This is a genomic window from Streptomyces sp. NPDC046557, assembly GCF_040645975.1.
GTDB lineage: Bacteria > Actinomycetota > Actinomycetes > Streptomycetales > Streptomycetaceae > Streptomyces.
This window is the reverse complement of sequence record NZ_JBEYZH010000001.1, coordinates 324,574-342,175: the sequence shown is the minus strand read 5'-3', so window position 1 is coordinate 342,175 and position 17,602 is coordinate 324,574. Positions and strand designations below refer to the sequence as shown.

Genomic DNA, 17,602 nt, shown 5'->3' with positions numbered 1-17,602 from the left:
GTCACGGCTCCCGTCGCAGGACGGAGGCCAGCAGCCCCATGCCGCCCACCATGGTGACCAGCAACGGCGCGAACAACGGCGGGCCCATCTCCACGTTGAAGCGGGCCATGGACCAGCCGCCGGGCTTGCGGGTGATGCCCCGCACGTGCAGGTACGTGCCCTGCAACCCGTTGGCGAAGATCGCCGCGGACACCACGGGGAGCACGGTGTGCGCCGCCCGGGGGCTGTAGAACCCCGCGATCCCGGCCGCCGCGCCGAGCGGGCCCAGCACGACCGGCCACCACATCATCCGGTTGCCGAAGCTCGCCCGGTCGTGCTCCAGGTAGATCTCGGCCGCCGTCACCAGCGCGCCCCCGGAGGTGAGCAGCGACAGCGACCGTTCGAACCGGCCGTGCCGGATGTCCTGAAGGGTCGGCGCCATCGCGCCTCACTCCTTCCCGCTGCCGGGCAGGAACTCCTGGATCTTCGACTTGAGTCCCTGCTTGACCACGGAGGAGCGGTCGCTGTCGCCGTGCAGCACCGACGCCGCGGTCGCCTTGAACTGGTCCCAGGTGGCGTGCGGCGGAATCGGCGGCACCGCCGGGTCGGTACGGAAATCGATCACGAACGGGCGGTCGGCCGCCAGCGCCTGCTGCCAGGCCGCCGTGACGCCCTCGGGCTCCTCCACCCGGACACCGCCCAGCCCGAGCCCGATGGCGAAGTCCGCGTAGCGCACGTCGGGCAACCGCTGCGACTGCTCGAACTGCGGCATGCCCTCCATCGCCCGCATCTCCCAGGTGACCTGGTTGAGGTCCTGGTTGTTCAGGACGGCCACGATCAGGCGCGGGTCGCTCCACTCCCGGTAGTACTTGGCGATCGTGATCAGCTCCGCCAAGCCGTTCATCTGCATCGCGCCGTCACCGACGATCGCGATCGCCGGCCGCTCGGGAAAGGCGAACTTCGCCCCGATCACGTACGGGACACCCGGCCCCATCGTCGCCAACGTCCCCGACAGGGAGCCGCGCATCGTGCCGCGCATCCTCAGGTGTCGCGCGTACCAGTTCGCGGCCGAACCGGAATCCGCCGCGAGGATCGCGTCGTCCGGCAGCAGCGGGTCCAGCGCGTGCACCACCAGCTCCGGGTTGACGGGATCGGCCGGCACCTTGGCCCGGCGTTCCATCACCTCCCACCACCGCTCGGTGGCCTGCTCGATGCCGTCGCGCCAGCTCCGGTCGGTCTTGCGCTCCAGCAACGGCAGCAGCCGCTTGAGCGTCTCCGTCGCGTCGCCGACGACGTTCACCTCGAACGGGTAGCGCATCCCGACCATCGAGGGATCGACATCGATCTGCACCGCCCGCGCCTGTCCGAACGCGGGCAGGAACTGGCTGTACGGGAAGCTGGAGCCGATCACCAGCAGGGTGTCGCAGTCACGCATCATCTCGTACGAGGGCCGGGTCCCCAGCAGCCCGATCGAGCCCGTCACCCACGGCAGCGTGTCCGGCAGGACGTCCTTGCCCAGCAGCGCCTTGGCAGCGCCCGCGCCCAGAACCTCGGCGACCTCCTCGACCTCCGCCCGCGCGTTACGCGCGCCCTGGCCGACGAGCATCGCGACCTTCTCGCCCGCGTTGAGGATCTCGGCGCACCGCTGCAGGTCCTCGTCCGCCGGCACCGGCGCGTAGCGGCCCATGCCCTGGCTGGAGGGCACCATCTTGAACTCGTGCGTGGGCGCCTCGTACTCCAGGTCCTGCACGTCGGACGGGATGATCACCGCCGTGACCGTGCGCCGCGCCGTCGCGACCCGCATGGCGCGGTCCAGGACGCCCGGCAGCTGCTGCGGGACCGTGACCATCTCGCAGAACTCCGAGGCCACGTCCTTGTAGAGGGCCAACAGGTCCACTTCCTGCTGGTAGGAGCCGCCCATCGCGGTCCGGGCGGTCTGCCCGACGATGGCGACCACCGGTACGTGGTCCAGCTTCGCGTCGTAGAGGCCGTTGAGCAGGTGGATGGCGCCCGGACCCGAGGTCGCGGCGCATACCCCGGTGCGTCCCGAGAACTTCGCGTAGCCCACCGCTTCGAAGGCGGCCATCTCCTCGTGCCGGGCCTGGATGAACCGGGGTTTGTCGTCGGCCCTGCCCCAGGCGCCGAGCAGGCCGTTGATGCCGTCCCCCGGGTAGGCGAAGACGTGCTCCACCCCCCACGCGCGCAGCCGTTCCAGGAGATGATCCGAGACCTTCATCGCGCGGACTCCGTTCGCAAACCGGTGCGGCCCGCCGGGGCCGGGGGCGCGCTGCGCGCCCTGCTTCGCGGCTAACCCACCACGGGCGGGGGCAAACCCCCCGCCCGGGTGCTTGCCGAGGGCATCGGAGGCGGCCGGGCGGGTACCAGCCGAAGACCGGAGGATGCCTTCCTCCGGGCGGTAAGCGCACGCGCGGGAGGTCAGGACATGGCAGGAAGCGCACTCGTAGTCATCGACATGATCAACCGGTACGAGCACGCCGACGCGGATTTGCTCCTGCCCTCCGCCCGCGAGGCCGTGCCCCGCATCCAGCTCCTCCTGGACCGCGCCCGACGCGGCGACACCCCCGTCATCTACGTCAACGACAACTTCGGTCAGTGGCGCTCGCACCACGGGGAGATCCTGCGGACGGCCCTCGACGGCCCGCACGCCGACCTGGTGAAGCCGTTGCTGCCCGACGAGGAGTCCCTCTTCGTGCTCAAGGCACGCCACTCGATCTTCTTCGAGACGCCGCTGGCCTACCTGCTGGGGGAACTGGACGTCGACCACCTGGTGCTGTGCGGGCAGGCGACCGAACAGTGCGTGCTCTACTCCGCGCTGGACGCGCACATCCGTCACATCGACGTCACCGTCGTCCGGGACGCGGTGGCATACCTGCACCGGGACCTCGCGGACGCCGCCCTGCGCATGATGGAGACCAACATGTCCGCCCGCATCAGCGAGGCCGACGCCGACGACCTCCCGCTCTGAGCGCGCGCCGCGCCGCCTCTCGTCCGGGCCGCGCGCCGTTATCCGCGCGCCGTCACCCTTCGTCGTCCTGCAGCCGGGCGCGACAGAGCTGGAGCAGGTCCGCCCCCGTCAGCGCCGCCAGCGAACCGACCGCGAAGCGGGTGAGGGCCGGTGCGAACACGTATCCGGCGCCGAACCCCGTCGTCACCCACAGGCCCAGGCAGAACGGGCAGGTCAACAACTCGCCGATCGCGTGCCGAGCCCCCGAACCGCGCACGTCCTCGACCAACTCCGCCGGGCCCGACGTGCCCTTGTAGCGGGCGAAGGGGGCCCGCAGCGGACTGGTGACGGGGTCCTTGGCGAGGGTGTGCGCGACCCAGTGCGTGGCGCCGCCGAGCAGCAGCACGTCGAAGGGGGACAGCCGGGGCACCGGCCTGCGGGTGGCCCGCGCGACCGCCACCAGCCCCGCGACACTGGCGCCGTACGCCCCCATGAGCGCGAGATACCCCTTCAGCGGGCGCTCCTCCGTCCCCGCGTAGGCCCGCTCCTCGCGGTTTGCGCGGCGCCGGACACCGTTCAGTGCTCGGGTGACATCCATAGAAGACTCCTCGTGGCCGTACGTGGTGTCCGTCGACGCCTACCCGTCCGCGCCGCGCGCACGCCCCCCACCGCGAGGGTGTGACCGACCAGGTGACCGCGTTCCGCCCCGGGCGCGCCGAACGCTGCCGCGCCCGCGAGGCCCGGCACAGTGACTCCTGGACCGGTCACGCGGACAGGAGGTGCACCGGGGTGCTGGGGTCACGGCGCAGGGCTCGGCCGCTGGACCGGGCGCGCCGCGCGGCGGTGCGCGGCGCCCACCGGGCGGACGCCCGGCTGCCCCTGGGGGAGCTGGCGCGCGGCGTGCTGCGCAAGGTGTTCCCCGACCACTGGTCGTTCCTCCTGGGCGAACTCGCCCTCTACAGCTTTCTGGTCCTGCTGCTGACCGGGGTCTACCTGACCTTCTTCTTCGACCCCTCGACGGCCGAGAGCGCCTACCGCGGTACGTACGCGCCCCTGCGCGGGGTGCGCATGTCCCAGGCGTACCTCTCCACCCTCCGGATCAGCTTCGACGTACGCGGCGGACTGCTGATCCGCCAGACCCACCACTGGGCGGCGATCCTCTTCCTCTCCGCGATCGGTGCCCACATGCTGCGCGTGTTCCTCACCGGAGCCTTCCGCCGCCCCCGCGAGGCCAACTGGACCATCGGGGTCACCCTCTTCCTGCTGGCGCTGCTGGAGGGCTTCTGCGGCTACTCGCTCCCGGACGACCTGCTCTCCGGCACCGGACTGCGCATCGCCCAGGGCATCGTGCTCTCCGTCCCGGTGGTCGGCACCTACCTGGACATGTTCGTCTTCGGCGGCGAGTTCCCCGGCCACGACATCGTGTCGCGCCTCTACCCGGTGCACATCCTGCTGGTCCCCGGCCTGCTCCTGGGCCTGATCACGCTCCACGTCCTGCTGGTGTTCACCCTCAAGCACACCCAGTGGCCCGGCCCCGGCAGAACCGGCCGAAACGTCATCGGACTGCCCTTCTTCCCCCAGTACCTCGCCAAGTCCGGCGGCCTGTTCTTCATGGTCTTCGGCCTGCTCGCGGCCCTCGGCGCGCTGGCGCAGGTCAACCCGATCTGGGCGTACGGCCCCTATCGCCCCGATGTAGTCTCCACCGGCTCCCAGCCCGACTGGTACGTCGGCTTCCTGGAGGGAGCCCTGCGCCTGATGCCCGGCGTGGAGACCCGGCTGTGGGGGCACACCGTGGCGTGGAACCCGCTCCTGACCGGGGTGGTCCTGCCCGGACTGCTCTTCGCGGCCCTGTACTCCTACCCCTTCTTCGAACGCTGGGTCACCGGAGCGACGGGCGAGCGGCACCTGTGCGACCGCCCCCGCAACCGACCCGCCCGTACGGGCCTGGGAGTGGCCGCCCTGTCCTGTTACGCCGTGCTGCTGCTCGCGGGCGGTCAGGACGTCATCGCCTTCGTCTTCGACGTCCCGGTGTCCGGGGTGACCTGGGTGCTGCGCGTCGGGTTCTTCGCCGTCCCGGCGGGCGCGTTCTGGCTCACCAGACGCCTCGCTCTGGCGCTGCAGGCCCACGACCGGGACCTGCTGACCGAGGGCGAGGAGACCGGTCTGGTGAGGCAGGGTCTCGAAGGCGGCTTCCACCCCGACCACGCGCCCCTGCCCGTCCCCGCCCGTCTCGCCCTCCTGGTACGCGAGGTGCCGGTCCCCTTGGAGCCCGTCGACCCGGCGCCCGGCGGCGGGCCGCGGCGGCTCGCGGACCGGACCCGTACGGCGCTCAGCGCCTGGTACTACCGCGACCGGATCCGCTTCCCGGCGACCGCCGAACAGCGCCGCAAGATCGCCGCGACCCTCGCCGGCCCCGACCGGGAGCCACCACCCCCGCCCGGCGACTGACCCGGCGGGCTACTCCGCGTGGCCCAGCTCCTGGAAGGCGAAACCGAGGACCCCCGGCAGCAGTACGCCGAACCCGACGAGGCACAGCCACAGGCCCTGCACCACGCCCAGGCCGATCAGCGCGCTGCCCGCGGCCGACAGGACCGGCGCGAAGCTGCGGGCGGGGAAGTAGAGCCGGCGTCCGGCGGTGTCCCGTACCTCGGCCGTCTTGTGGTCCTCCGGGCGTTCCCCGCCCTTCACCCGCTGCCGCCAGAGGAAGGCCGCGATCAAGGCGGACATCACGAAGGACACGCACAGCGCGGCGCGTCCCGCGGGATCGGGGGAGAACCAGCCGTAGACGACCGACGTCACCGCGAAGAACGCGGCCGTACCGGTGAACAGCCAAGCCTCAACTTTCACGGGGCACCTCCGGGTGGTGAAGGTCGAAGGCGGGGGACTCCGAACGGATGCGGGGCAGCGCGTGGAAGTTGTGCCTCGGCGGCGGGCAACCGGTCGCCCACTCCAGCGAGCGCCCCCAGCCCCACGGGTCGTCCACCCCGACCGGCGTGCCGTGACGCCACGTCTTCCACACGTTGTAGAGGAAGGGCAGGGTGGACAACCCCAACAGGAACGAGCCGATGCTGGAGAGGGAGTTGAGGACGGTGAAACCGTCGCTCGCGAGGTAGTCCGCGTACCGGCGCGGCATGCCGGCCTCGCCCAGCCAGTGCTGGACCAGGAACGTCGTCTGGAAACCGATGAACAGGGCCCAGAAATGGATCTTGCCGAGCCGCTCGTCCAGCATCCGGCCGGTGAACTTGGGCCACCAGAAGTAGAAGCCGGCGAACGTGGCGAAGACGATCGTCCCGAAGAGCACGTAGTGCAGGTGCGCCACCACGAAGTAGCTGTCCGTCAGATGGAAGTCCAGCGGCGGTGACGCCACAAGCACTCCGGACAGGCCGCCGAGCAGGAAGGTGACGAGGAAACCGATGGACCACAGCATCGGCGTCTCGAAGGACAGCGACCCGTGCCACATCGTCCCGATCCAGTTGAAGAACTTCACGCCCGTCGGGACGGCGATCAGGAACGACAGCAGGGAGAAGAACGGCAGCAGCACCGCGCCGGTCGCGAACATGTGGTGCGCCCACACCGTCGCCGACAGCGCCGTGATGGCGATGGTGGCCCCGATCAGGGCCTGGTAACCGAACATCGGCTTCCGGCTGAACACCGGGACGATCTCGCTGATCACCCCGAAGAACGGCAGGGCCACGATGTAGACCTCCGGATGCCCGAAGAACCAGAAGAGGTGCTGCCACAGGATCGCCCCGCCGTTGGACGGGTCGAAGACGTGCGCGCCGAACTTCCGGTCGGCCTCCAGGACCAGCAGCGTCGCGGTGAGCACGGGGAACGCCAGCAATGCCAGGATCGAGGTGAACAGCACGTTCCAGGTGAAGATCGGCATCCGGAACAGCGTCATCCCCGGCGCCCGCAGGCAGACGATGGTGGCGATGAAGTTCACCGACCCGAGGATCGTGCTCAACCCCGCCACGGCCAGTCCCATCACCCACAGGTCCGGCCCGGTGCCGGGGGAGTGCGCGGCGCCGTTCAGCGGCGCGTACGCGAACCAACCGAAGGCGGCCGGCCCGTCCGGCGTCAGGAAGCCGCCCACCACCATCAGCCCGCCGAAGAGGTAGACCCAGTAGGTGAAGGCGTTCATCCGGGGGAACGCCACATCGGGCGAGCCGATCTGCAACGGCATCAGCGCGTTGGCGAATCCGGTGAAGGTCGGCGTCGCGAACAGCAGCATCATGATCGTGCCGTGGATGGTGAACAGTTCGTTGTACTGCTGGTTCGACAGGAACTGCATTCCGGGGCGCGCGAGTTCGGCCCGCATCGTCAGCGCCAGCACGCCCGCGAAGAGGAAGAAGCCGAACGCGGTGACGAGGTAGAGATTGCCGATCACCTTGTGGTCGGTGGTCGACAGTACGCGCAGCACGGTCGCGCCGTGGCGGGTCCGCCGGTCGGTGCCGGACGCCGGCCGGTCGTCCGGGGGTGCCGCATCCGGTGCGTGGTCCACCGACGTCATCCGTCCTCCAGGGAGCCTCGCGGCAGCGGGAACCCGCGGCCCCCGCGCCGTACGTCTGCCCTACAGGCCGACGGGCCGTCAGGACCGGCGGCGCGCCCGAACGGGCGGCGCGTGTCCCCCGGGCAGGCTGCCGCGGCGCCTTTACGGCGGGTTTACGGCCGCGGGCGCAGGGCAGACGCCGTGGCATGGCTGATCTTGTGGAACAGGGGACCGTCACCACCAAGGTTCCCGCGCGGCTGGACCGGCTCCCCTGGTCCCGATGGCACTGGATGATCGTGATCGGACTGGGAACCGTATGGATCCTGGACGGTCTGGAAGTCACCATCGTCGGCAACATCGCCAGCCGGCTCTCCGAGCACGGCAGCGGCCTCGCCGTCACGGACGCCCAAGTCACCGGTATGGCGGCGGCGCTGTACGTGGCCGGGGCGTGCGCCGGCGCCCTGGTCTTCGGCCGGCTGACCGACCTCTTCGGGCGCAAGAAGCTGTTCCTCATCACGCTCGGGGTCTACCTGGCCGCGACGGCGCTGACCGCGTTCTCCTTCTCCGCCTGGTGGTTCTTCGTCTTCCGGTTCCTCACCGGATTCGGCATCGGCGGGGAGTACGCGGCGATCAACTCCGCGATCGACGAACTGATCCCCAGCAAGTACCGGGGCCGCGTCGACCTCATCATCAACGGCAGCTTCTGGCTCGGCGCCGTCGCCGGGGCCCTGCTGTCCGTCCTCGCCCTCGACACCGACCTCTTCCCCATGTGGCTGGGCTGGCGGCTGACCTTCGCCCTCGGCGTGGTCCTGGGGCTGGTGATCCTCCTGGTGCGCCGGCACGTACCCGAGAGCCCGCGGTGGATGTTCATCCACGGCAAGGCGACCGAAGCCGAGGAACTCGTCACCGAGGTCGAACGGCAGGTGGAGGAGGAGAAGGGCCGGCCGCTGCCGGAGGCGGGCGATGCCATCACCGTCACCCAGCGGCGCAGCACCGGCTTCCGCGAGATCGCCAAGACGGTCTTCCGCTCCTATCCGCGCCGGGCCGTCCTCGGGCTGTCCCTCTTCATCGGTCAGGCGTTCCTCTACAACGCGATCACCTTCGGGTTCGGCAGCATCCTGGTCACGTTCTTCGACGTCCCCTCCGGTCACACCGGTTACTACTTCGCCGTCATCGCCTTCGGGAACTTCCTCGGCCCGCTGCTGCTGGGCAAGTTCTTCGACACCGCCGGACGTCGCCCGATGATCGCGGGCACGTACATCCTCTCGGGGCTGCTGCTCTTCGGGACGGCATGGCTCTTCGGCGCCGGGCGGCTCAGCGCGGTGACCATGACCGCCTGCTGGTGCGTGGTGCTGTTCTTCGCCTCGGCGGGAGCCAGCTCGGCCTACCTGACCGTCAGCGAGATCTTCCCGATGGAGACGCGGGCGATGGCCATCGCCTTCTTCTACGCCGTCGGCACGGCGGCCGGGGGCATCTCAGGTCCGTTGCTCTTCGCCAAGCTGACCTCCAGCGGTGTGGTGTCCGACGCGGTCATCGCCTTCTGCGTGGGCGCCTCCCTGATGGTGGCGGCCGGGGTGGTGGCGGTGTTCTTCGCCGTCGCCGCCGAGGGCCGCTCGCTGGAGCAGATCGCCACCCCGCTCTCGGCCCGCACCACCGCCCCTCCGGCCGCCGCTCCGGCCGCGGGCCCGGCGGGCGGCTGAGTCCCGCGTCGACACGGTCCCCGGAAGCCGCCGCGCGGCCCGGGGGCCGCTTCGCGTACCCGCCCGCCCGCGCGTACCCGGACCGCGCGTACCCGGACCGCGGGAATGCCAGGTCGACGCGTACCGGCCCATGGGTACGAAACCATGCGGAAACCGCCCGGACCAGGTCTACTCGGAACGTCGGAACCACCCGGACGGTGCGGTTGCAGGTCGCGCTCCCGGGCATGCGGAGGGACGCGCGGGCCGCGCCGAGCGGCACGCACGAGACGAAAGCCGAGGTGAGTCGCATGGACCGGGCCACGGAGCCGCTACGGACCGACCGGGCGTCGGGCGCGCGGGAGCCGGACACGCCGGGCCACGACCCGAAGACCCCGCCGCCCGAAGGGCCGGGCCCGACCCCCGGCCCCGGAGCGGTGCCCCGAGACCCGCGGCCCGCCCGCCCCGGGGAGAAACCGCCCGCGCCGGCCCCCACGTCGCCGGCGCCCGGTGGACAGCCCCCGAGCGAGCAGCCGCCCGCCCAGGAGCCTCCGGACTAGGCGCGCCTCGTCGGAGGCCCGGACGCTAGTCGCGCCGGCTCGTGTGCCGGTGGCGCACCCACAGCGGGAGCGCGAACCAGCACAGCAGGTACCAGGCCAGCACGCCCGCCACCAGCCACGGGACGAGCGCGTCGTGCGTCGCCACCCGCAGGATCAGGAGCAGGGCCGTGCACAGGGTCATCAGGAGCAGCACGATGCCCGCCATGGTGAGCCGCGAGGCCCAGGTGACCGCCTGCGGCTTGATGCGGCGCCGGAAGACGATCCGGTGGAAGGCGACGGGACCGATGAGGGCGCCGGTGGCCAGCGAACCGAGGATGACGGTGATCAGATAGATCGTCCGGTCCACCTGCGCGAGGTGCTGGAAGACCGGGGTGAAGGCGACCGTCAGGAGGAAGCCGAACAGGATCTGCACACCCGTCTGGGCCACGCGGATCTCCTGCACCAGTTCACCCCACTGGCGGTCAGCGCGCTGTTCGGGACTCTCGTGGCGCCCGTCGTCCCGGCGGGTGCCTCCCGGGTCCCGTGCGCCACCGTCGGCCTTGTCCTCGGTGTCATCGGCGGGCATGGGACCTCCTGGCGCAACGGAAGCGGAACGGAACGTGCCTCCCGGCACCACGAGGGTGCTCGGGAGGCACGGGAAAAGCGGAAGAGCCGGAGAAAGGGAGTCAGTCCTTGAGGGTGTCCTTGATCTTCTCCTTGGCCTGCCGGGCATCGCCCTTGGCCTGTTCGGCACGGCCCTCCGCGGTGAGCCGCTCGTTGCCGACGGCGCGTCCCGCGGCTTCCTTGACCTTGCCCTTGGCCTGCTCGCCCTTGGACTTGACCTTCTCGTCACCCGACATGGCTTTCACTCCATCCGAAAGGGAAATGCGGACCTTGAAGCGTCTGACCACGAATGACCGCCACAAACCCCTGGAGCCGGAATTCATGCCCGAATTCATGGGTAGCCGACGGACATGATCACCGTTGGGGTCGAGGAAGAGTACGTCCTGCTGGACCCTCACACCCACCTGCCCATCCCGCTCGCGGAGGAAGTGCGCTCCGCGGCCGGCCTCGGGTCGTTCGTGGACGAGGGGGAGGTGCAGGACGAGCTCCTCCAAGCCCAGATCGAGGTCGCCACGCCCGTCTGCACGGACCTCGGCGAGGTGGGCGGCCACCTGCTGCGCCTGCGGCACGCGGTGGCGTCCGCGGCCGAGGACAAGGGATGCAGGGTCGCGATGACCGCCACCGCGCCGCTCAAGGACGGCACTCCCCCCGCGGTCACCCCGAAGCCGCGCTACCTGCGGATGCGGGAGGAAGCCCGGCGGCTGGTCGACGAGCAGCTCATCTGCGGCATGCACGTCCACGTCGCGGTCCCGGGCCGGGAGATGGGCGTGGCCGTGCTCAACCGGATCCGCGTCTGGCTCCCGACCCTGCTGGCCATGTCGGGGAACTCTCCGCTGTGGGACGGGCGGGACACCGGCTTCGCCAGTTGGCGCACCATCGTCTTCGGTCGCTGGCCCGTCAGCGGACCACCGCCCTCCTTCACCGATCTCGCCGACTACGAGAAGCGCATCGGGGCGCTCCTGGAGTCGGGGGTCATCGCCGACCGGGGACAGCTGTACTGGCAGGCCCGGCTCTCGGACCGCTACCCGACGATCGAGGTGCGCTGCCTGGACGTCCAGCTCGAGGCGGACGACGCCGTCCTGTTCGCCGGCATCATACGGGCGCTCGTCGCCACCGCGATCGCCGAGGAGGAAGCGGGCGCCCCGCCGCCCGCCTGCCCGCACGAACTCCTGCAGGCCGCGAACTGGCACGCCGCCCGGCACGGGCTGAACGGCAGCCTCGTGGACCCGTCGGGGCAGCGGCACAGCGCCGGCGACGTGCTGTGCCGGCTCACCGGGTACATCGCCCCCGCCCTGGAGGAGTCCGGCGACCTCCGGGAGGTCAGCGCGCTCACGCACCGGCTGCTGCGCGAGGGCACCCCGGCGGACCGCCAGCGCCGCGCGCTCGCCGAGGGCGGCATGGCCGCCCTGGCCGACCTGATCACGGCCTCGGTCCCCGACCGCTGACGGCCCTGTCCACACATACGCGAGGGGCCCCGGACAACGGTCCGGGGCCCCTCGCGTGTGCGCCCGTGCGGGCACTCCGCTCTTGCCGGCGGTCAGCTCTCGCGGGCCGCGCGCTCCGCCTGCTTCTCCTTGATCCGCACCGCTTCCTTGCGGACCTCCGCCTGGGTGGCGCGCTCCTTGACGAGCCACTCCGGCGCCTCGTCCTTGAGCGCGTCGATCTGCTCGGTGGTGAGTGCCTCGGTGATCCCGCCGCGGGCGAGACCGGCGATCGAGATGCCGAGCTTCGCCGCGACCACCGGGCGCGGGTGCGGGCCGTTGCGTCGCAGCTCCTGGAGCCAGGCGGGCGGGTCGGCCTGGAGCGCGTTCAGCTCGGTGCGCGAGACGACACCCTCCTGGAACTCGGCGGGTGTGGCCTCGAGGTACACACCCAGCTTCTTCGCCGCGGTCGCGGGCTTCATGGTCTGGGTGGTCTTGTGCGACGTCATGTCCCCAGGGTATCGAGCATGTGCGCTACCTCTGACCACGGCCGGTAATCTGGCCGGGTGACAGGCTCGGAAGTACCTCCCCAGTTCCGGCTCGCCTACGTTCCAGGGGTGACGCCCACCAAATGGGTGCGGATCTGGAACGAGCGGCTGCCCGACGTCCCGCTGACCCTCGTCCCGGTGTCCCCGGCCGAGGCGCCCGGCGTACTGCGGGCCGGCGGCGCCGACGCGGGCTTCGTCCGCCTCCCGGTCGACCGTACGGAACTCAGCGCGATCCCCCTGTATACCGAAACCACCGTCGTCGTGGTCCCGAAGGACCACATCGTCGCGGCGGTCGAGGAGATCTCCACCGGGGACCTCGCCGACGAGATCGTCCTGCACCCCCTGGACGACACCCTGGGCTGGGAGAGCCTGCCGGGGCGGCCCGCCATCGAGCGCCCCGCGACGACGGCGGACGCCATCGAGCTGGTCGCGGCCGGGGTGGGCGTCCTCGTCGTCCCGCAGTCGCTCGCCCGACTGCACCACCGCAGGGACCTCACCTACCGGCCGGTCACGGGCGCGCCCGAATCGCGCGTCGCGCTGTCGTGGCCCGAGGCCGAGACCACCCCCGACCTGGTGGAGGAGTTCATCGGGATCGTCCGCGGCCGGACGGTCAACAGCACGCGGGGCCGCAAGCAGGACCCGGCCCCGGCTTCCGCCCAGCCGAAGGGCAAGCGCCCCGAAAAGGCGGCCGGCGCGGCCCGCAAGGCCGCCAAGCCCGCCCCCGGAAAGGGCGCGCGCGGCGGGTCGGGCGGCACCAAGGGCGCCAAGAGCACCGGTCGCGGCAAGCCCCGCCGGGGCCGCTGACAAATCGAGCAGGTGTTCGGTCTGCAGGAGTAGGCTGGACCCATGCACGCGCTCCAGGGGTCACTGTTCGACCAGACCGACGAGATCCGGCTCGGCCCGCTCTCCGGGCTGCGTCGGACCGACCTGGGGGCCGGTGCCTGGGTGGACCACCTGCCCGGCTGGCTCACCGGCTCCGACGCGCTGTTCGAACGGCTCGCCGCCGACGTGCCCTGGCACGCCGAGCGGCGCCGGATGTACGAACGCGAGGTCGCCGTCCCCCGGCTGCTGTCCTTCTACCGGGCCGGGGAGGCGCTGCCGCACCCCGTCCTGACCGAAGCCCGCGCGGCACTGAGTCGGCACTACGCCGCCGAACTGGGCGAGCCCTTCGTCACCGCCGGGCTGTGCCTGTACCGCGACGGCCGGGACAGCGTCGCCTGGCACGGCGACCGCACCGGCCGCTCCGCCACCGAGGACACCATGGTCGCCATCCTCTCCGTGGGAGACCCGCGCGACCTGGCGATCCGCCCCCGCGACGGCGGCCCCACCCTGCTCCGGCTGCCCCTGGGTCATGGCGACCTCGTGGTGATGGGCGGCTCCTGCCAACGCACCATGGAGCACGCGGTACCCAAGTCGACGCGCGCCGTCGGACCCCGCATCAGCATCCAGTTCCGTACGCAGGGCGTCGGCTGACGACCGCCCCCGAGCCGGGGGCGTTCGGCCGGCGGCCCGCCGGCCAATGGTGTCCGCTGGAGGGGTGAGAGCCCTGCTCGGCCGCCGCCGCCGGCGGACCGGACCGCCGCCCGCCGCCGGCGCCGCCGTGATGGCCTCCGGCATCATCTCCGTCGGGCTCGCCCTGACCGGCAACGACCTGCTCTCCCTCGCCGCGCTGGCCGTCGCAGCGGCGCTGTGGCTCGTCCTCGCCGCCGTCTTCGCGACCCGGCTGATCGTGGACCGGGACCGGTTCCGCGCCGAAGCGGACAGCCCGTCCGCCCTCACCGCCGTGGCCGCCACCAGCGTGCTGGGCGCCCGCCTGTCGCTGCTCGGCCGGCAGGGCGCCGCCGTCGTCCTGTTGGCCCTGGCCGCGGCGCTCTGGCCCGGGCTGCTGTACGCCGTCCTGCGGCACTGGCCGCGGAGTCGGCTGCCCGGCGCCGTCTTCCTCGTCTGCGTGGCCACCCAGGGGCTCGCCCTGCTGGCGGCGGTGCTGTCCGCCGCCTGTCACCAGGACTGGCTCGGCAGTGCGGCCCTGGCATTCTTCGGCCTCGGACTGCTGCTGTACGGGGTGGCCCTCGCCCGCTTCGACCTCCGCGAGGTGACCGGGGGCGCCGGCGACCACTGGGTGGCCGGTGGGGCCCTGTCCATCAGCGCCCTCGCCGGATCGAAGCTCACCGAGTCACCCGTCTGGACGGGCGCCGGGCACACCGTCCTGCGGACCCTCACCCTGGTCCTGCTCTGCTCCTCGCTCGCCTGGTACGTCGTGCTCCTGGCGGCCGAGCTGCGCAGCCCCCGCCCGCGCTACGACATCCGCCGCTGGTCCACCGTGTTCCCCCTCGGCATGACGGCCACCGCCTGCCTCTCCGCCGCCGCGCCCACCGGCGCCGGCTGGCTCGGGCCCGTGGGTGAGGTCCTGCTGTGGGTCGCCGTGGCGGCCTGGGTCCTGACCTTCGCGGCGTTCCTCGGCGCCCGCCTCGGCGACCCGCGAACCACGTGGCGGGGACGCCCGGTTGCCTGGCCCACGCCCCCGGTCGGCAAGTCGGTCCCGCCGGCGAGGAGTTCATCCGCCGCATGACGACCCGGGGGCCGTGACGGACCACCCCGATCGGCAACGGTATGCCGTCCGACCAGTCATAATTGAGTACCGGGCCACTCTCCCGCCCGCGAGAATGAACCATCTCGAACCGGGAGGACCCCATGAGCCAGGCGTTCCTGACTCTGCATGACCTGCTGCCCGCGCAGGAGCTCAAGGCGGCGATCGACGCCGGCCACGTGAGCCGAAAGGCGCACCCCGAACTGCCGCTGTCGATCTACACCTACACCCGCACGGCCCAGTACGAGCGGGTGTGGAACCGGGTCACCACGCGCTGCCGGGGTCTCGTCGCCGACGACACCACCGGGCGGATCGTCGCCCTGCCGCTGCCGAAGTTCTTCAACGTGGGCGAGCACGAGTCGGACCTGCCCTACGCGCCGGCCCTGCCCGACGAGCCGTTCGAGGTCTACGACAAGGTCGACGGCAGCCTCGGTGTGGTGTTCCACTACGCGGGCGCGTGGCGGGTCGCCTCCAAGGGCTCCTTCATCAGCGAGCAGGCGACCTGGGCGCAGCGCCGGCTCGACGGCCGCGACACCACGCACCTCGTGGCCGGCGTCACCTACCTCGCGGAGATCCTCTACCCGCAGAACCGGATCGTCGTGGACTACGGCGACCGCCGCGACCTGGTCCTCTTGGCCGCGTTCGACCAGGACGGCACCGAGGTGCCCCTCGCCGAAGCCGCCCGGCACTGGGGGGACATCGGCTCGGTCGTCACCGTCTGGCCGGCCATGCCGCTCGCCGAACTCCTCACGCTGACCGACTCCAACACCCTGCCCGGCGGCGCCCCGGCCACCGGCACCGACGCCGAGGGCTTCGTGTTGCGCTTCGCCTCCGGCCTCCGCGCCAAGGCCAAGATCGCCGAATACGTACGTCTGCACAAGGTGCTCACCGGCGTCACCGAGCGCGACATCTGGCGTGGCCACGGCGTCCAGCGCTTCGCCGGCCTGCCCGCCAAGCAGCTCGCGCAGGCCTTGGGCTGCGCCGTCGCCGATATCGAGGCATGGGGCGGCAAACCGCTCGACGCGCTGCTGGACCAAGTGCCCGACGAGTTCGACGCGTGGGTCCGCGCGGTCATCGCCCGCCTGGAGGACGCCGCCGCGCAGCGCGAACACGCCATCGACGAGGCGTTCGGGGCGCTGGCCCACTTGGCCGCCGACCGCGGGGCCTTCGCCAGGGCCGCGAAAGCGCTGCCCGACAGCCGGTTGCGCGCGGCGCTGTTCCTGCGCCTGGACGGCAAGCAGACCGAGCTCGTCACCTGGCGGGCCGTACGGCCGGAATCGGCCGACCCCTTCACCACCGACGAGGAGAACTGAGCCCGTGTCCGCAGAACCGGCGGCCCCCGCGAGCCCGGCTGTCCCCGCTGCCCCGGCTGTCCCCGACGCCGTCCCGGCGCCGGTCGCGACGGCCCCCGCAGCCCCCACCCGACCCGTCGTGCACGTCATGACGGGGCTGCCCGCCTCGGGCAAGACCACCGCCGCCCGCGCCCTCCAGGCGGAATCCGGCGGCCGGATGCGCCGGGTGAACCTGGATGACCTCCGGGTCATGCTGGACGGCGCCGACCACGGACGCGGCCTCTCGTACGCGCACGAGCAGACCGCGCTGGCCGTCCAGGACGCGGCGTTGCGGGCGGCCGTCGAGGGCGGCTTCGACGTGGTCGTCGACAACACCCACCTGACCCCGAACATCCCCAAGCGCCTCAAGGCCGCCGTCGCCGGCCTCGCCACCTTCGTCGTCCACGACTTCACGGACGTGCCGGTCGAGGAGTGCGTGCGCCGCGACGCCGCCCGCGAGCGTCAGGTGGGCGAGGAGATCATCCGGATCCTGGCCGCCAAGCACGCCAAGTCCCGCAAGGGGGGCTGGAAGCTGACCGCCGAGTGGCTGAACGACCAGCCTCCGGTCGAGCCGTACGTCGCCGACCCCGCCTTGCCCGCCGCCGTGATGTGCGACATCGACGGGACGCTGGCGCTCACCGGGGACCGCGGCCCGTACGACTTCTCCCGCTGCGGGCTGGACCTGTTGAACGAGCCGGTGCGGCGCGCCCTCGACGCCTTCCGGCGCGCCGACGGGGACGCCATCGTGCTCCTGTCCGGGCGGAGCGAGGAACACCGGCCGCAGACCGAGGAGTGGCTGGAGCGGCACGGGGTCCCGTACGACGAGCTGTGGATGCGGGCGGCCGGCGACCAGCGCCGCGACGACGTGGTGAAGGCCGAACTCTTCGACGCGCACGTGCGCCACCGCTACGCGGTCCGCGTCTCCCTCGACGACCGCGACCGCGTCGTGGCCGTCTGGCGCCGGATGGGCCTGCCGACCTGGCAGGTCGATTACGGCGACTTCTGAGCCGGTCGGGGACACTCGTACCCGTGGACGAACACAGCGTGGACGTACTGATCGTGGATGCCGCGAACGTCGTCGGGTCCGTGCCGGACGGCTGGTGGCGCGACCGGCGCGGCGCGGCCGAGCGGCTGCGCGACCGGCTGGCGGCGCGCGGGACGGGCGAGGAGATCGTCCTCGTGGTGGAAGGCGCCGCCAAGGGCGTCGAATCCGTGCCCGGCGTGCGGGTGGACGCGGCGCCCGGGAGCGGCGACGACCGGATCGTGGAGCTGGTGGCGGCCTACGCCGAGCGCGGCGGGGGCGGCGGCGTGGTCGTGGTCACGGCGGACCGTGCGTTGCGCGAGCGGGTGGGGTCCTACGGGGCGCGGTGCGTCGGGCCGCGCACCGTCCGCCCGGCCGACTGACGACGGCCGGGAGGCCGGCTCCTCCGAGAGGAGCCGGCC

The 17,602-nt window shown here is 71.9% G+C and carries 18 protein-coding genes; 10 read left to right on the top strand and 8 right to left on the bottom strand.

Annotation, left to right across the window (positions count from 1 at the left end; translation table 11 throughout):
- Position 1 precedes the first annotated feature (1 nt).
- Together ABZ934_RS01695 and ABZ934_RS01690 are read right to left on the bottom strand one after the other, a co-directional pair.
- On the bottom strand, positions 2–421 hold the full coding sequence (locus ABZ934_RS01695; RefSeq protein WP_361307395.1) for a hypothetical protein: 420 nt from the start codon (positions 419–421) through the stop codon (positions 2–4).
- 6 nt (positions 422–427) lie between these two features.
- Positions 428–2,215: a thiamine pyrophosphate-requiring protein gene (locus ABZ934_RS01690; protein ID WP_361307393.1), complete on the bottom strand. Its 1,788-nt coding sequence runs from the start codon at positions 2,213–2,215 to the stop codon at positions 428–430.
- A 207-nt stretch (positions 2,216–2,422) separates the two neighbouring features.
- On the opposite strand from ABZ934_RS01690, the gene ABZ934_RS01685 reads away from it, so the two are divergent.
- Complete coding sequence (locus tag ABZ934_RS01685; protein ID WP_361307391.1) at positions 2,423–2,965, top strand: isochorismatase family cysteine hydrolase; 543 nt, start codon at positions 2,423–2,425, stop codon at positions 2,963–2,965.
- Positions 2,966–3,017: 52 nt separating this feature from the next.
- Here the strand turns inward: ABZ934_RS01685 and ABZ934_RS01680 are convergent, their stop codons facing one another.
- Positions 3,018–3,542, bottom strand: a complete 525-nt coding sequence (locus ABZ934_RS01680) for a DUF1360 domain-containing protein (protein WP_361307390.1) — start codon at positions 3,540–3,542, stop codon at positions 3,018–3,020.
- 191 nt (positions 3,543–3,733) lie between these two features.
- On the opposite strand from ABZ934_RS01680, the gene ABZ934_RS01675 reads away from it, so the two are divergent.
- Complete coding sequence (locus ABZ934_RS01675; RefSeq protein ID WP_361308661.1) at positions 3,734–5,392, top strand: ubiquinol-cytochrome c reductase cytochrome b subunit; 1,659 nt, start codon at positions 3,734–3,736, stop codon at positions 5,390–5,392.
- Between the two features lie 9 nt (positions 5,393–5,401).
- On the opposite strand, the gene ABZ934_RS01670 is transcribed toward ABZ934_RS01675, so the two are convergent.
- Entirely contained in the window at positions 5,402–5,791 is a 390-nt protein-coding gene (locus ABZ934_RS01670) for a cytochrome c oxidase subunit 4 (protein ID WP_361307388.1), read from the bottom strand.
- Complete coding sequence (gene ctaD / locus ABZ934_RS01665; protein WP_361307386.1) at positions 5,781–7,454, bottom strand: cytochrome c oxidase subunit I; 1,674 nt, start codon at positions 7,452–7,454, stop codon at positions 5,781–5,783. The genes ABZ934_RS01670 and ctaD overlap by 11 nt, the downstream gene beginning before the upstream one ends.
- A 185-nt stretch (positions 7,455–7,639) precedes the next feature.
- Between ctaD and ABZ934_RS01660 the strand changes: the two genes are divergently transcribed.
- The gene (locus ABZ934_RS01660; RefSeq protein WP_361307384.1) at positions 7,640–9,133 is read left to right on the top strand and encodes an MFS transporter; all 1,494 of its coding nucleotides are present in this window, start codon (positions 7,640–7,642) and stop codon (positions 9,131–9,133) included.
- A gap of 561 nt (positions 9,134–9,694) precedes the next feature.
- Here the strand turns inward: ABZ934_RS01660 and ABZ934_RS01655 are convergent.
- Both ABZ934_RS01655 and ABZ934_RS01650 read right to left on the bottom strand, forming a co-directional pair.
- Complete coding sequence (locus ABZ934_RS01655) at positions 9,695–10,234, bottom strand: DUF6328 family protein (RefSeq protein WP_361307382.1); 540 nt, start codon at positions 10,232–10,234, stop codon at positions 9,695–9,697.
- 100 nt (positions 10,235–10,334) lie between these two features.
- Positions 10,335–10,508: a CsbD family protein gene (locus ABZ934_RS01650; protein ID WP_361307380.1), complete on the bottom strand. Its 174-nt coding sequence runs from the start codon at positions 10,506–10,508 to the stop codon at positions 10,335–10,337.
- A gap of 114 nt (positions 10,509–10,622) precedes the next feature.
- On the opposite strand from ABZ934_RS01650, the gene ABZ934_RS01645 reads away from it, so the two are divergent.
- Positions 10,623–11,717 carry a glutamate--cysteine ligase gene (locus ABZ934_RS01645; RefSeq protein ID WP_361307378.1) on the top strand — a complete coding sequence of 365 codons (1,095 nt, stop codon included), beginning with the start codon at positions 10,623–10,625 and terminating at the stop codon, positions 11,715–11,717.
- A 92-nt stretch (positions 11,718–11,809) separates the two neighbouring features.
- Here the strand turns inward: ABZ934_RS01645 and ABZ934_RS01640 are convergent, their stop codons facing one another.
- The gene (locus ABZ934_RS01640) at positions 11,810–12,202 is read right to left on the bottom strand and encodes a DUF5997 family protein (protein WP_361307376.1); all 393 of its coding nucleotides are present in this window, start codon (positions 12,200–12,202) and stop codon (positions 11,810–11,812) included.
- A gap of 57 nt (positions 12,203–12,259) precedes the next feature.
- Between ABZ934_RS01640 and ABZ934_RS01635 the strand changes: the two genes are divergently transcribed.
- The 6 genes from ABZ934_RS01635 to ABZ934_RS01610 all read left to right on the top strand — a co-directional run bounded on the left by ABZ934_RS01635 (position 12,260) and on the right by ABZ934_RS01610 (position 17,563).
- Positions 12,260–13,045 carry a LysR substrate-binding domain-containing protein gene (locus ABZ934_RS01635; protein WP_361307374.1) on the top strand — a complete coding sequence of 262 codons (786 nt, stop codon included), beginning with the start codon at positions 12,260–12,262 and terminating at the stop codon, positions 13,043–13,045.
- Positions 13,046–13,087: 42 nt separating this feature from the next.
- The gene (locus ABZ934_RS01630; RefSeq protein ID WP_361307372.1) at positions 13,088–13,714 is read left to right on the top strand and encodes an alpha-ketoglutarate-dependent dioxygenase AlkB; all 627 of its coding nucleotides are present in this window, start codon (positions 13,088–13,090) and stop codon (positions 13,712–13,714) included.
- 64 nt (positions 13,715–13,778) lie between these two features.
- Positions 13,779–14,810 carry a tellurite resistance/C4-dicarboxylate transporter family protein gene (locus tag ABZ934_RS01625; protein WP_361307370.1) on the top strand — a complete coding sequence of 344 codons (1,032 nt, stop codon included), beginning with the start codon at positions 13,779–13,781 and terminating at the stop codon, positions 14,808–14,810.
- Between the two features lie 122 nt (positions 14,811–14,932).
- Positions 14,933–16,141 carry a T4 RnlA family RNA ligase gene (locus ABZ934_RS01620; RefSeq protein WP_361307368.1) on the top strand — a complete coding sequence of 403 codons (1,209 nt, stop codon included), beginning with the start codon at positions 14,933–14,935 and terminating at the stop codon, positions 16,139–16,141.
- Positions 16,142–16,145: 4 nt separating this feature from the next.
- Positions 16,146–17,165 (top strand): AAA family ATPase, encoded by a 1,020-nt coding sequence (locus tag ABZ934_RS01615; RefSeq protein WP_361307366.1) that lies wholly within the window; start codon positions 16,146–16,148, stop codon positions 17,163–17,165.
- A gap of 23 nt (positions 17,166–17,188) precedes the next feature.
- Complete coding sequence (locus ABZ934_RS01610; RefSeq protein WP_361307364.1) at positions 17,189–17,563, top strand: NTP pyrophosphohydrolase; 375 nt, start codon at positions 17,189–17,191, stop codon at positions 17,561–17,563.
- The last annotated feature ends 39 nt before the right edge of the window (positions 17,564–17,602 follow it).